The organism is Streptomyces sp. NRRL S-244 (genome assembly GCF_000717915.1).
GTDB lineage: Bacteria > Actinomycetota > Actinomycetes > Streptomycetales > Streptomycetaceae > Streptomyces.
Window position 1 is genome coordinate 283237 of the sequence record NZ_JOCX01000008.1, and the last position, 13373, is coordinate 296609.

The 13373-nt window shown below is 70.2% G+C and carries 10 protein-coding genes; 4 read left to right on the forward strand and 6 right to left on the reverse strand.

Features of this window, described 5'->3' with window-relative positions; genetic code table 11:
• Positions 1–33: 33 nt before the first annotated feature.
• Entirely contained in the window at positions 34–1743 is a 1710-nt protein-coding gene (locus IF02_RS0112355; protein ID WP_030156223.1) for a carbohydrate-binding module family 20 domain-containing protein, read from the reverse strand.
• Between the two features lie 471 nt (positions 1744–2214).
• Between IF02_RS0112355 and IF02_RS0112360 the strand changes: the two genes are divergently transcribed.
• Together IF02_RS0112360 and IF02_RS0112365 are read left to right on the forward strand one after the other, a co-directional pair.
• Positions 2215–3279 carry a hypothetical protein gene (locus IF02_RS0112360; protein ID WP_030156225.1) on the forward strand — a complete coding sequence of 355 codons (1065 nt, stop codon included), beginning with the start codon at positions 2215–2217 and terminating at the stop codon, positions 3277–3279.
• A 53-nt stretch (positions 3280–3332) separates the two neighbouring features.
• Positions 3333–4490, forward strand: coding sequence for a PQQ-binding-like beta-propeller repeat protein (locus IF02_RS0112365; protein WP_030156227.1), 1158 nt, complete (start codon positions 3333–3335; stop codon positions 4488–4490).
• 77 nt (positions 4491–4567) lie between these two features.
• On the opposite strand, the gene IF02_RS0112370 is transcribed toward IF02_RS0112365, so the two are convergent.
• The 5 genes from IF02_RS0112370 to IF02_RS0112390 form a co-directional block, all read right to left on the reverse strand.
• Complete coding sequence (locus IF02_RS0112370) at positions 4568–5584, reverse strand: LacI family DNA-binding transcriptional regulator (RefSeq protein ID WP_234318172.1); 1017 nt, start codon at positions 5582–5584, stop codon at positions 4568–4570.
• Positions 5572–7188 carry a glycoside hydrolase family 13 protein gene (locus IF02_RS0112375; protein WP_030156231.1) on the reverse strand — a complete coding sequence of 539 codons (1617 nt, stop codon included), beginning with the start codon at positions 7186–7188 and terminating at the stop codon, positions 5572–5574. Before IF02_RS0112375 ends, IF02_RS0112370 begins: the two co-directional genes overlap by 13 nt.
• Before the next feature lie 75 nt (positions 7189–7263).
• Positions 7264–8118 carry an ABC transporter permease subunit gene (locus tag IF02_RS0112380; protein WP_030156233.1) on the reverse strand — a complete coding sequence of 285 codons (855 nt, stop codon included), beginning with the start codon at positions 8116–8118 and terminating at the stop codon, positions 7264–7266.
• A 2-nt stretch (positions 8119–8120) separates the two neighbouring features.
• Entirely contained in the window at positions 8121–9149 is a 1029-nt protein-coding gene (locus IF02_RS0112385) for a carbohydrate ABC transporter permease (RefSeq protein ID WP_030156235.1), read from the reverse strand.
• Between the two features lie 8 nt (positions 9150–9157).
• Complete coding sequence (locus IF02_RS0112390; protein ID WP_030156237.1) at positions 9158–10432, reverse strand: extracellular solute-binding protein; 1275 nt, start codon at positions 10430–10432, stop codon at positions 9158–9160.
• 233 nt (positions 10433–10665) lie between these two features.
• On the opposite strand from IF02_RS0112390, the gene IF02_RS0112395 reads away from it, so the two are divergent.
• Complete coding sequence (locus IF02_RS0112395) at positions 10666–12291, forward strand: glycoside hydrolase family 13 protein (protein WP_030156239.1); 1626 nt, start codon at positions 10666–10668, stop codon at positions 12289–12291.
• Positions 12292–12317: 26 nt separating this feature from the next.
• Positions 12318–13364, forward strand: a complete 1047-nt coding sequence (locus tag IF02_RS0112400; RefSeq protein ID WP_030156240.1) for a LacI family DNA-binding transcriptional regulator — start codon at positions 12318–12320, stop codon at positions 13362–13364.
• The last annotated feature ends 9 nt before the right edge of the window (positions 13365–13373 follow it).

Sequence of the window (13373 nt, forward strand, 5' to 3'; positions counted from 1 at the left end):
TGCGGGTGTACGGGGTGTGCGGGGCGTGCGGGGTCAGTTGCGCCAGGTGTCGCTGAGCACGGCCCTGCCGCTCGCCGGGACGGTCGCGGTGCGGTTGGCGCCGCTCTCCCAGGTGACGTTCCCGGCGGCGTCCTTGCGTACGTACTTGTACGAGAACGCGGTCCCGGCCGGGAGCGGGACGTCCAGCTTCCAGACGGGGTAGGCCGCCGGGTCGAGCTTGAGGGCTCCGGCGGTGTTCCAGCCGCCGAGCTCCGCGCGGTCCCCGGTGACGTAGATGTTCTGCCCGGGGACGGTGGTGGCGTTGACGGCGAACGAGGCGCCCGCGGCCGCCGGCGGGGGCGTGGTCCCACCACCGGTGCAGGTACGGGCGTTGACGTGCAGGGCGAGGGCGGTACCGGCTCCCAGGGTGGCGGTGAACTGCCCGGCGGAGTTCACGCTGACGGTGCGCCCGCTCTGGACGTCGCAGTAGTCGTCGGCCGGGAGCGAGCTCTGGAAGGTCCGGGTGAGGGCCGCGCCCTCGTGGTTGATGGCGACGTACGCCTTGGCCCCGCGCCCGAAGGCGATCTGGTCGGCGCCGTTGTCCCACCAGTTGGTGACGGCCTGGCCGCGGGCCGCGTTGCGGAAGCCGACCATGGAGGAGATCTCCCGCCAGGCGTGCTGGCACTTCCACCCGTCGGCGTAACAGGCGCTCACCGAGCCGCCGTTCGGCGGGCCGGCGTCCTTGTCGGTCCACTCGTACCCGGAGTGCACGTCGGGGGATCCGTACGGCCAGGCCAGCATGAAGACGCCGGCGAGGGTGTAGGCGGAGCCGTCCTTGTAGTTGAGGGTGTCGCCGACGCGCTCGGTGTCGTGGTTGTCGACGAAGACGGCGGACTGCCCGCTCGGCATGTACCCCCAGGCCTCGCCGAAGTTCTTGAGGTGGGCGAGGCTCTCGTTCTGGAAGACCCGCTTGAGGTCCCGGGCGTAGCGGAACTCCTGCACGTCGCCGTTGCCGAGGTACTCGGAGGGCGAGACGGCCTCGCCCGCGCCGTATATCGCCTCCTGCTTCCAGTAGGCGGAAGGATTCGTCAGGCGGGACTTGATGTTGGCGAGGTCGGCGGCGGGCATGTGCTTGGCGGCGTCGATCCGGAAGCCGTCGACGCCGAGGGAGAGCAGGTCGTTCAGGTATCCGGCGATGCGCCCGCGTACGTAGTCCTCGCCGGTGTCCAGGTCGGCGAGCTGCACGAGCTCGCAGTTCTGGACGTTGGCCCGGTCCTGGTAGTTGGAGATGGTGGCCCGGCAGTCGTCCATGTCGGAGCCCGAGTAGGTCCCCGGGTACCCGTACTTCGTGTACGAAGAACCCCCGGTTCCCACACCGTCGCCGGCGGCCATGTGGTTGATCACGGAGTCGGCGACGACCTTCACCCCGGCGGCGTGGCAGGTGTCGACCATGGTCTTGAAAGCGGCGCGGTCGCCGAGCCGCCCGGCGATCTTGTAGCTGACGGGCTGGTACGAGGTCCACCACTGGGGGCCCTGGATGTGCTCCTGGGGCGGCGAGACCTGGACGTACCCGTACCCGGCGGGCCCGAGCGCATCGGTGCAGGCCCGGGCGACGGACTCGAAGCGCCACTCGAAGAGGACGGCGGTGACGTCCTTGTCGCCGGGCGCCGCCGCGGCGGCCTGCGGGGCCGGGCCGGTGAGGGCGGCCGCGGCAAGTGCGGTGCTGGCGAAAAGAGTTGCAGCTCTGACTGCTCTGGCAGGCATGCGGGGGGGGCCTCCTGGCGGGAGAGGTGGGGATTCCAGCGACCGTAGGGGCCAGGTAAGGGCGCTGCAAGAGTTTGCGCAAGAGATTGCAGAATTGTTTCCGGGGCGTGTCCTGCCGGACAGGTGGGACTGCCAGGCCGGACGGCCCGGCCAACTCCGCCGCGCTACGGCCGACTCCGGCCCGCGCCGGACACGCTCCCCCGGCAGCGGCACATCCCCGCCACTTCCCGACCGCCCCGGCCCCGTACGCGGTCCGGGACCGCGGATCCGGCCACACCGGACGTCCCGCGCCGCCGGGGTACGGGCCGGTCCGGCCCTTGCCGGAAGGGTGATCCCCGCAGGTGGAACGGGGGTTGTCCGGTTTTCACCCCATGACCATTTTCGCTCGATGATCATCTTGCACCGGCCGCGTAGTTTCACCATGCACCGGAAAGATCATTCATTTCCGCGACTCAGGGAGACCTCAGGTACATGTCGGAGAAAAGCGCGAAGAGTGATGTGGGCAAGGCCTATATCAACGACGTGTTCATGCGCCACCCGCTCACCACGCGGAACCAGGACGAGCTCGAAATCCCGGCCAAGGCCGAAGCCATCCTGGAGCGGAACAAGCAGCGGGGCGCGCTGAAGAGGACCCCCGAAGGAGGGGGCGAGCCGGTCAGCCCCATCGGGTTCTCGTTGAACAAGAAGCGCTACGGCGAGTTCCCCGAGGACGAGAAGACGGCGCAGGAGCGCGGGTGGCGCGCGTTCATGAACATGGGCGTACCGGTCGTCGAGGAGCGGAGCGACATCGCGCAGCCCCCGCCGGACATGATCTCCAAGCAGACGTACGTCAACGGAACCGACCCCGTCAAAATAACCGTGACGGACACGGTCGAGTTCTCCGTCTCGAACACCGTCAGCTGGTCGCTCCAGGGCGAGGTGAAGCTCACCTTCGGGGCGAAATCCATCGCATCGCTCCAGCAGGAAATGCAGAAGAGCATGGCGATGCAGCAGTACCAGAAGACCACCCTGAAGAACAGCAAGGACAACCAGGGCGTCGACCAGGAGTCCCAGACGGAGGCGACGAGCACGACGCAGGCCACGACCACCGCCACGGGCACCGGTGAGCTGTGGGCGGACCTGCTGCTCGGCGTCACCGCCTCCGTCAGCGGTTCGCTGACCACCGAATGGAAACACCAGTCGTCGGTCAGCCTGGAAGTGATGAGCCGGGCGGACGTCATGGCCACGACCCGCCGCCAGGTGAGGCAGTTCGACTACGAATTCCCGGTCACCTTCGGTGGTTGGGTCGCCTTGTACTACCCGAAGCCGGTGGAGGTCAGGGGAACTCCCCCGCAGGCCAAGGAGCCGAAGTACTCCCGGGTCGTCGCATGGAAACTCGGCGACTCCGTCGAGGACGGCGGCAACTTCGATCTGGCCGATGAGGGCAAGAGGTTCATGCAGAAGGGGTCGGCCGAAATCGTGGCCGTCCGCACCGGGGAACACCGGGTCTTCCAGCCCGAGACACTCGATTACGAGAGCCAGAAGCAGCCTCTCTGAAAAGGCGACCACCCACCGGTCAGGCCAGAACAGCCACATCAGGAGGAACTCTCGTGTCATTCGGAAACATCTTCGACGGCGGCGGCAGCGGAGCCGACTCCGCCAAACAGTCCGCTGAATCTCTCGGCAAGGACACCCCCGGAGCCGGCGACGTCTCGGAAGCCGTCCGCAAAATGGAGAGCGAGCGCGACCCGTGGATCGTGCGCCAGACGGCGCACGGGGCGTTCGACGTCATGGGCTTTCTCAATCCCCTCTTCCAGAAATTCCATGACGCGTCCGCCGATCAGCGTCAGGTCGCCGAGAACCCCGGTTCGACGTCCGCCATGGCCTCGTCGACCCTGAAGGCGGCCGGACCGCCGAAGGTGAGCATCGGCGAGGACGACATGCCGAAGCTCGAAGACCTGTCGAAGCTCATGGCCACCCGGCGGAGCTTCGCCCTCATCGCGACGGGTCTGGGCAATTCCGAGGGCCTCGCGGTGGACCCGTCGCAGAACACGGCGTACGTCGCCGACCGGGGCGGCCAGAAGCTGTCCGCGGTGAAGCTCGCCACCGGCGCGCAGCGCGTCGTCGCGAGCGGCCTGGGCGACATCTGCGATGTGAAGCTGGACCGCAAGGGCAAGGTCTACGCCGCCGACTACGGCAACGGGCGCCTGACCGCCGTGGACCTGTCCACCGGCACCTTCAGCACGGTCGCCAGTGTCCCGGGCGCGTACGGGCTCGCGCTGGACGGGGCGGGCAAGGCCTACGTCGTCAGCCACAGCGAGGGGAAGCTGACGGCGGTCGACCTGCAGAGCGGGCAGAAGACCACGGTCGCCACCGGCCTGCCGGTCGGCGTCTCCGCGGTGGCGCTGGACGGCAAGGGCAAGGCGTACGTCGGCCAGAAGGACCACGGCTACAACCTGTACGAGGTCAACCTGGCCGACGGCGCCAAGCGCCTCGTGACCACCCTCCCCACGGCGAGCACCATCCGCGTGGAACTCACCGGCGACGGCAAGGCGTTCACCCTCGACCACGTGAACGGCCGCCTGTACGAGATCACCCTGGCCGACGGCTCGCACCGCGTGGTGGCCAGCGGCCTGGCGAGCTGCGAAGGCCTCGCGCTGGACACCGCGGGCGGCCAGATCTACGTCAGCAACCGTGAGAGCCAGCTCTGGCAGATCACCCAACGCGACACGCAGCCCATGGGCGGCGTCGGCAAGGTCTCGGCGTAGGACGTCCCTCACGGCCGGGCGGGCATGGGCAAGACGTTGCCCATGCCCGCCCCTTGGTCCCCTGACCCTCTGGCCCCCTAGTCCTCCGGGACCTGGGCCGTCGAGCCCCTCACCACCAGTTCCGGCTGGAAGACGTACTCCGTGCGCTGGACCGGGGTGCCGGCGACCGCCTCCAGGAGGGCTCCCACCGCCGCCGTGGCCATGGCGCGGACCGGCTGGCGGATCGTCGTCAGCGGGGGGTCCGTGAAGGCGATCAGCGGGGAGTCGTCGAAGCCGACCACCGAGACGTCCTCGGGGACGCGCAGGCCCCGCTCGCGGGCCGCGCGGATCACGCCGAGCGCCATCGGGTCGCTGCCGCACACGATGCCCGTGCAGCCGCGGTCCAGCAGGGCGCCGCCCGCCGCGTGGCCGCCTTCCACCGTGAACAGCGTCCGCTGGATCCGGCCTTCGGCCAGGGCCTGCGGCACCGCGGCGATGAACCCCGCCTCCTTGCGGGCCGACGGGACGTACCGCGTCGGCCCTATGGCCAGGCCGATCCGCCGGTGGCCCAGGTCCGCCAGGTGACGTACCGCCATGTCCGCCGCCGCCCGGTCGTCCGGCGAGATGAACGGCGCGTTGACGTGTTCGTTGAAGCCGTTGATCAGGACGAAGGGGATGCCCCGCGACGACAGCCGCTGGTAGCGGGAAGGGTCCAGCGACGAGTCCGCGTGCAGGCCCGACAGGAAGACGATCCCCGTGACCCCCCGCTCCTCCAGCTGCTCCACCAGCTCGTCCTCGGTGGCCCCGCCCGGCGTCTGCGTGCACAGCACCGGCGTGTACCCGTGGCCGGCCAGCGCCTGCTCGATGACCTGCGCGAACGCCGGGAAGATGGGGTTGGTCAGCTCCGGGATCAACAGCCCCACCAGCCCGTTGCTGCGGCGGCGCAGCCGTACGGGCCGCTCGTAGCCGAGCAGGTCCATGGCGGCCAGCACCTTGTGCCGGGTGCCGGCCGCCACGCCCGCCTTGCCGTTGAGCACACGGCTGACCGTCGCCTCGCTGACCTGGGCCTGCGCGGCGATGTCCGTCAGCCGGAGCGGGGAGGTCACCCCTGCCACCACACCGCCGTGTCGGCGCCCAGGACTCCCGGGTCCGCCGGGTCCGCCGCGTCGCCGCTGGCCAGCAGCACCGTCCCGGGCGGGGACATCCGTACGGGCTCCCCGGTCGTGTTCACCGTGCAGACGAAGTCGCCGCGCCGGAACGCCAGCACGCCCTCCGGCGCCTCCAGCCACTCCACCGCGTCGCCGGCGCCCAGGTCGCCGCGCTCCCGGCGGATCCGCAGCGCCGCCCGGTACAGCTCCAGGGTGGAGGCCGGGTCGCCCGTCTGGGCCTCGACGCTCAGCCCCGCCCACTCGGCCGGCTGCGGCAGCCAGCTGCCGCCGTCGCCGAAGCCGTACGGCGCCTGGTCGCCCGACCACGGGATCGGCACGCGGCAGCCGTCGCGCAGCCCCTCCTGGCCGTTCTCCTTGAAGAAGGAGGGGTCCTGGCGCACCTCGTCCGGGAGGTCGGTCACCTCCGGCAGGCCGAGCTCCTCGCCCTGGTAGACGTACGCCGACCCCGGCAGCGCCAGCATCAGCAGCGCGGCGGCCCGCGCCCGCTCCAGGCTGCCGAAGCGCGTGCGGTGGCGTACGACGTCGTGGTTGGACAGCACCCACGTCGTCGGCGCCCCCACCGGACGCATCGAGTCGAGCGAGTCGTCGATGGCGGCGCGCAGCGCGGCGGCGTCCCATCCCGTGCTCAGGTAGTGGAAGTTGAACGCCTGGTGCAGCTCGTCGGGGCGCAGGTACAGGGCGGTCCGGTCCGCGCTCGGGGTCCAGGCCTCCGCGACGCCGATGCGGTCGCCGGCGTACTCGTCCAGCACCTTGCGCCAGGAACGGTAGATCTCGTGGACCCCGTCCTGGTCGAAGAAGGGCAGCACCTGGTTGCCGAGCAGCTTGAGCTGCTCGTCGCGGCCGAGGTCGGGCAGCCCGGGGGCCTTGACCAGGCCGTGGGCGACGTCGATCCGGAAGCCGTCCGCCCCCAGGTCGAGCCAGAAGCGCAGGATCGAGCGGAACTCGTCCTGGACGGCGGGGTGTTCCCAGTTGAAGTCGGGCTGCTCGGGGGCGAAGAGGTGCAGGTACCACTCCCCGTCCGCCACCCGGGTCCACGCCGGGCCGCCGAAGATCGACTCCCAGTCGTTCGGCGGCTCCGAGCCGTCGGCCCCCTGCCCCGGGCGGAAGTGGAAGCGCTCGCGCAGCGGGGTGCCGGGTCCTTCCCGCAGCGCCTGCTTGAACCATTCGTGCTGGTCGGAGCAGTGGTTCGGGACGAGGTCCACGATGATGCGCAGGCCCAGCCCGTGCGCCTCGCGGATCACGGCGTCGGCGTCGTGCAGGGTGCCGAACATGGGGTCGATGGCCCGGTAGTCGGCGACGTCGTAGCCGGCGTCGGCCTGCGGGGAGGCGTAGAAGGGGCTGAGCCAGACGGCGTCGACGCCCAGCTCCTTGAGGTAGGGCAGGCGGCTGCGGATGCCTTCGAGGTCCCCCATGCCGTCCCCGTTGGAGTCGGCGAAACTGCGCGGATAGACCTGGTAGATCACCGCTTCTCTCCACCAGCCGGGCCGGGTGCCGGTGGTGGTGGGAAGGCCACTGTCCGAAGTCAGTGCGTCGGCGAGGTGCTGGGTCATGTCGTCCTTGGAGAGATCGGGCCGGGGGTGAGAGGGGGCAGGCAGGGAGGTCAGCCCTGGGTCGCGGAAGGGGCGTCAGCCCTTGGTCGCGCCTGCCGTCATCCCGGCGACGAGGTGACGCTGGGCGAAGAGGAAGAAGATGGCCGCCGGAATGGCGATGAGCACGGAAGCGGCGCTCATCGCACCCCAGTTGGAGGTGTACTGCGTGACGAAGGTCTGCAGGCCGCCGGCGAGGGTGAGGTGTTCGTCGCCGACCATGAAGGCGGAGGCGTACGCGACCTCGCCCCAGGCGGTGATGAACGAGTAGAAGCCGGTGACGGCGAGGCCGGGCTTGGCCAGCGGCAGGATCAGGCGCCAGAAGGTGCCGAAGGGGTTGAGCCCGTCGACGCGGCCGGATTCGTCGATCTCGACCGGGATGGTGTCGAAGAACCCCTTCATCATCCAGGCGCAGAACGGCACGGCGATGGTGAGGTACGTGATGATCAGACCGAGCGGCTGGTTGAGCAGTCCGAGCTGTCCCATGAGGTTGTAGAGCGGGACGATCAGGATGGCCATCGGGAACATCTGCGTGATGAGCAGGGTCCACATCAGCGGCTTCATGCCGGGGAACTTGAACCGGCTGACGGCGTAGCCGGTCGTGGCGGCGATGAACACGCCGAGCACGGTGGTGATGCCCGCCACGAGCACGGAGTTGCCGAACCACGTGAAGAAGGAGGTCGACTCCACCAGGTAGCGGTAGTTCTCCAGGGTCGGTTCCTTCACGAAGTCCGTGGAGATGGCGTGCTTCGCGGGCTTGATCGAGGTCAGCAGGACCCACAGCACCGGGAAGACGGCGATCACGGACGCCACGATCAGGGTGACGTGCAGTCCGGCGGAGGCGAGCGGGGAGCGCTCGCCCCGCTTGCGTACGGAAACGTTGGTCGTCGTCACGGTCACCACACCTCTCCCTGCTTGCGCAGCGAGCGCCGGTAGACCAGCGCGAAGATCATGAGCAGGGCGAGGATGAGCACGCCCCAGGTGGCGGAGCCCGCGAAATCGCGCGGGCTGGACACGAAGGCCTCCCGGAAGGCCTGGGTCACCAGGATCTCGGTGGAGTCTCCCGGTCCGCCCCGCGTGAGCAGGAAGATCACCGGGAACATGTTGAAGGTCCAGATGGTGGAGAGCAGGATCACCGTCATGCTCACCGACCGCAGCCCGGGCAGGGTGATGTGCCGGAACCGCTGCCAGGCCGTGGCCCCGTCCATCTCGGCGGCCTCGTACAGCTCGCCCGGGATCGACTGCAGCCCGCCGAGCAGGGCGACCATCATGAAGGGGACGCCGAGCCAGACGTTGACAGCGACGACCGAGAACTTCGCCCACGTCGGGTCGTCGAGCCACGGAATCGCCGAAATGCCGCCTCCGTCGAGGATCTTGTTCAGGATGCCGCTGTCGCGGTTGAACAGGAACCGCCAGGCGAAGACGGAGACGAAGCCGGGGACGGCCCAGGGCAGGATGAGCGCCATCCGGTAGGCGGCGCGGCCCCGGAACTCCCGGTTCAGCATGTTGGCCAGGGCCAGTCCGAGCGTGAAGGTGATCGACACGCACAGGACGGTCCACACCACCGTCCACACCAGCCGCTGCAGGAACACCGGGTCGGCCAGGACGTCCGCGTAGTTGTCGAGGCCGACGAACGTGTACGTGGCCTCGATGTGATTGGCGCCGATGGTACGGGCGACGTTGCGCTCGTTGGCGTCGGTCAGCGACAGGTAGATGCCGCGTGCGAGCGGCCAGCCGATGATCACGCCGAGGACGAGCACCACCGGGGCGATCATGGCCCAGGCGTACCAATGGGTGGCGAGGGCGCGCCCCAGGCCACCGTGCTTCGCGCTGTCAGTCCTGCGGCTCCGGCCGCGGGCCGCGACGGAGTCTTCCCCGTCGCCGCCCGCGGCCTTCGCCACCGACTGGCTGGTGTGAGCAGCCATCGTCTTGTCTACTTCCAGCCCTTGAGGATCTTGCGGAACTCGACGCCGGCCGCCTTGGCCGCGTCCTCCGGGCTGGAGGCCCCGGTGATCGCCTTGGTGTATTCGACCTTCAGCGGCTCGAAGAGGGAGCCGTTCTCCGGGATCCAGGCGCGCTCGACGGCCTTGTCCACGGCCGGCTTGAAGAACTGGACCATCTCGCTGGACTTGACGTCCGGCTGCTCGTACGCGGCGGTCCGGGTCGGGAGCAGGCTGAGCTCCTTGGTGGACTGCACCTGCACGTCCTGCGAGGTCATGTACTCGACGAAGGCGTGCGCGGCGGCGCGGTTCTTGGACCCGGCGTAGACGGCGAGGTCGTGGCCGCCCTGCGGGGCACCGGCCTTGGCGGAGCCGGCCGGGACGGCGGCGACGCCGAGGTTGGCCTTGTCCTTGAACTGGTCGCCGGCGTAGGTGTCGGCGACGGCCCACGGACCGTTGATCATCATCGCGGCCTCGCCCGACTTGAAGGCGGTCTGCATGTTGGTCCAGCCGTCGGTGGCGTTGGTGATCGCCGCACCCGAGGTGACCAGGTCGCGGGCGGTCTTGAACGCCTTGACGCCGGCCGGGTTGTCGACGGTGACCGTCTTGTTCTTCGCGTCGACGAGGTCGCCGCCCTCGCCGTAGATGAGCGGCAGGAACCAGTACGAGTCGTCGCCGCGCAGGTAGAGGCCGGCCTTGCCGCTCTTCGCCTTGATCGCGGCGGAGGCGGTCTTCAGCTCCTCCAGGGTCTTGGGGGGCTGGACGCCGGCGTCGGCGAGCATCTTCTTGTTGTAGAAGAGGCCGAGGGTGTCGATGACCTGCGGGACGGCGTAGGTCTTGCCCTCGTACTTGCCGCTGGCCGCGGCCTGCGGCAGGAACTCGGCGTCGACCTTCTTGGCCGTCTCGGCCGGGACCTCGTCGAGGTAGCCCAGCGAGGCGAAGTCGGCGACCCAGCCGACGTCGGCGCGGATCACGTCGGGGGCCTCGGAACCGCTGCTGAAGGCGTTCTTGACCTTGTTCTGCGCGTCGCCGTACGGGACGTTGACGTACTTGACGGTGACCTTCGGGTGCTTCGCGGTGAACGCCTCGGCGATCTTCTGGAAGCTGGCCTTCTCGGCGTCGTTCGAGGTGTCCCACCACGTGACCGTGCCGGAGAGCTCCCCGCCGGCCTTGGTCTCGCCGCCGCCGTCCTTGGTGTCACCGCCGCAAGCCGTCGCCGCGAGCGCCAGGGTCGCGACCAGCGCGGTGGCCGCTATGCCACGCCGCATATGAACTCCTTCGATGATCCCGGCCGCGCCCTCGCGGTCCCGAGTTGCAGGGAACGTAACAAGCCTGAAAGCTGACCGAAAGACCTTGCGGCAATTTTCTGCAAGAGACGGTGATCGTTACATCCGTGTGTCCGGACGGTTGCCGCAGCTTGCTGTTCGTTCGAACGTCCTTCGGGTGAGCAGGCCTGCAACCAGGCCGCAACCAGGGGGCATGTACGCGCGTTGACCCCGATATGACCCATGAGCTGACCGCCTCACGGCTTGCAAGCGCTTCCAGCAACGCCACCGCAAGCGGCCGCTGGTGGCGCGATGCCGTCATCTACCAGGTGTACGTACGGTCCTTCGCGGACAGCGACGGCGACGGCGTCGGCGACCTCCGCGGGGTGCGCTCGCGCCTGCCCCACCTGGCCCGGCTCGGGGTCGACGCCGTGTGGCTCACCCCCTTCTACGTCTCCCCCCAGGCCGACGGCGGCTACGACGTCGCCGACTACCGCGCCGTCGACCCGCTCTTCGGGGACCTCTCCGACGCCGACGAGCTCGTCCGGGCCGCCCACGCGCTGGGCCTGCGGGTCATCGTGGACGTGGTGCCCAACCACACCTCCGACCGGCACGCCTGGTTCCGGGAGGCCCTCGCCCACCCCGCGGCCGGGGCCCGGGCCCGGTACCACTTCCGCCCCGGCCGCGGACCCGGCGGGGAGCGCCCGCCCAACGACTGGGAGTCCGTCTTCGGCGGCCCCGCCTGGACCCGCACCCCCGACGGCGCCTGGTACCTGCACCTCTTCGCACCCGAGCAGCCGGACCTGAACTGGGAGCACCCCGAGGTCGCGGAGGAGTTCGCCTCCGTCCTGCGCTTCTGGCTCGACCTCGGTGTCGACGGGTTCCGCATCGACGTCGCCCACGGCATGGTCAAGGCCCCCGGCATGCCCGACATCGGCCGCGGCGCCCAGGCCACCCTGATCGGCACCGAGCCGCTCCCCTTCTTCGACCAGGACGGGGTCCACGCGATCCACCGCTCCTGGCGGCGCCTGCTCGACTCCTACGACGGCCCGCGCATCGGCGTCGCCGAGGCCTGGGCGCCGACCTCCGAGCGGCTCGCGCTCTACGTCCGGCCCGACGAGCTGCACCAGGCCTTCAACTTCCGCTTCCTGAACTGCCCGTGGGACACCCGCGCGATGCGGACCGTCATCGACGAGTCCCTGGCCGCCACCGCCTCCGTCGGAGCCCCCACCACCTGGGTGCTGTCCAACCACGACGTCGTACGCCATGTCACGCGGTACGGCGGCGGCGCACAGGGCCTGGCCCGTGCCCGGGCCGCCGCGCTGCTGATGCTCGCCCTGCCCGGGTCCGCGTACCTCTACCAGGGCGAGGAGCTCGGCCTGCCCGAGGTCGCCGACCTCCCCGACGCCGTGCGCCAGGACCCCGCCTTCCTCCGCTCCGCCGGACAGGACGGGCTGCGCGACGGGTGCCGGATCCCGCTGCCCTGGTCCGGCGAGCAGCCCCCGTACGGGTTCGGGCCGGCCGGCAGCTGGCTCCCGCAGCCCGCCGACTGGGCCCCCCTCAGCGTCGCCGCCCAGACCGGCGACCCGCACTCCACCCTGGAGCTGTACCGCGCCGCCCTGGAGCTGCGCCGGGCGCTGCCCGGCCTCGGCTCCCCCGACGCGGGCCCGCTGACCTGGCTGCCCGCGCCCGAGGGCGTGCTCCTCTTCACCCGGCCCGGGTTCGCCTGCACCCTCAACAGCCGCTCCGAGCCGCTGGAACTCCCCTCGCCGGGGCGCCCCGTACTGTCCAGCGCCCCGGTGGAGACGGACGGCCGGACCGTGCTCCTGCCGCCCGATGCGTGCACGTGGTGGGCGTTGTGAGCCGGGGACCGGTACAGTCCAATCCCGTGACCGCACGGCTAGCCGACATCGCAGCCCAGGCGGGGGTCAGCGAAGCCACAGTCAGCCGCGTGCTCAACGGCAAGCCCGGTGTGGCCGCGGGCACCCGCGAATCGGTGCTGGCCGCCCTCGACGTGCTCGGCTACGAACGCCCGGTGCGGCTGCGCCAGCGCAGCGCGGGGCTCGTCGGCCTGATAACCCCCGAGCTGGACAACCCCATCTTCCCGGCGCTCGCGCAGGTCATCGGCCAGGCGCTGACCCGGCAGGGGTACACCCCGGTGCTGGCCACGCAGACGCCCGGCGGGTCCACCGAGGACGAGCTCACCGAGATGCTGGTCGACCGCGGGGTCTCCGGCATCATCTTCGTCTCCGGGCTGCACGCCGACACCACCGCCGACATGGGCCGCTACGACCAACTCCGCGGGCAGGGCGTCCCCTACGTCCTCATCAACGGGTTCTCCGACAAGGTGCAGGCCCCCTTCGTCTCCCCCGACGACCGCGCCGCGATGCAGCTCGCCGTGACCCACCTGACCGCGCTCGGGCACACCCGGATCGGACTCGCGGTCGGACCCAAGCGGTTCGTGCCCGTCCTGCGGAAGATCGAGGGCTTCCGGCTCGGGATGAAGGAGCGGCTCGGTCTCGACGAGGCCGAGGTCGAGGAACTCATCCAGCACTCGCTGTACACCCTGGAGGGCGGGCAGGCCGCGGCCGCCGCGCTCATCGCGCGCGGCTGCACCGCCATCGTGTGCGCCAGCGACATGATGGCGCTCGGGGCGATCCGGGCGGCCCGGCAGCAGGGGCTGCGCGTGCCGCAGGACGTCTCCGTCGTCGGCTTCGACGACTCCCCCCTCATAGCGTTCACCGATCCGCCGCTCACCACCATCCGGCAGCCGGTGCAGGCCATGGGGCAGGCGGCGGTCCGTACGCTCCTGGAGGAGATCGGCGGTACGCCGGCCCCGCACAGCGAGTTCGTCTTCCTGCCCGAGCTGGTGGTCCGCGGATCCACCGCCTCCGGTCCGCAGCAACGTAGGGGACCGTCTACACCTCAGGGGTGAGCGGCTGCG

Coding starts and splice junctions, on each gene's coding strand:
- IF02_RS0112390 (WP_030156237.1), bottom strand. CDS start 10,432: ATGCGGCGTGGCATAGCGGCCACCGCGCTGGTCGCGACCCTGGCGCTC.
- IF02_RS0112395 (WP_030156239.1), top strand. CDS start 10,666: ATGACCCATGAGCTGACCGCCTCACGGCTTGCAAGCGCTTCCAGCAAC.
- IF02_RS0112375 (WP_030156231.1), bottom strand. CDS start 7,188: ATGACCCAGCACCTCGCCGACGCACTGACTTCGGACAGTGGCCTTCCC.
- IF02_RS0112385 (WP_030156235.1), bottom strand. CDS start 9,149: ATGGCTGCTCACACCAGCCAGTCGGTGGCGAAGGCCGCGGGCGGCGAC.
- IF02_RS0112360 (WP_030156225.1), top strand. CDS start 2,215: ATGTCGGAGAAAAGCGCGAAGAGTGATGTGGGCAAGGCCTATATCAAC.
- IF02_RS0112355 (WP_030156223.1), bottom strand. CDS start 1,743: ATGCCTGCCAGAGCAGTCAGAGCTGCAACTCTTTTCGCCAGCACCGCA.